At 41.2% G+C, this 279-nt stretch carries 1 protein-coding gene; it reads left to right on the forward strand.

The window, feature by feature from the left end; translation table 11 throughout:
* Nucleotides 1–258, forward strand: a 258-nt coding sequence (locus DNI29_RS23940) for an ADP-dependent NAD(P)H-hydrate dehydratase (RefSeq protein ID WP_317048766.1), incomplete at its 5' end; no start/stop codon positions are given.
* Nucleotides 259–279: the final 21 nt, after the last annotated feature.

The raw sequence follows: 279 nt of genomic DNA on the forward strand, positions 1-279 counted from the left end.
TCTTGTCCTGATGGTATTCAGTATTTTAATTCTACCGGAACCAAATATATGGCCACAGCGGGATCAGGAGATGTCCTCACAGGGATGATTACCTCTTTTCTGGGTCAAAGATATAGCCCGTTTCAAGCAGCGATTTGCGGAGTTTACCATCATGGACTTGCAGGGGAATTGGCTTCCAAAAATAAGAGAAGGGGAATGATTGCCTCCGATATTATTAACGCCATACCCGAAACATATTTAAATCTTGGGATTGATTGAGTTTTTTTCCTAAATGAGAAC

It is taken from the genome of Hymenobacter sediminis (genome assembly GCF_003231285.1).
Lineage (GTDB): Bacteria > Bacteroidota > Bacteroidia > Cytophagales > Hymenobacteraceae > Hymenobacter > Hymenobacter sediminis.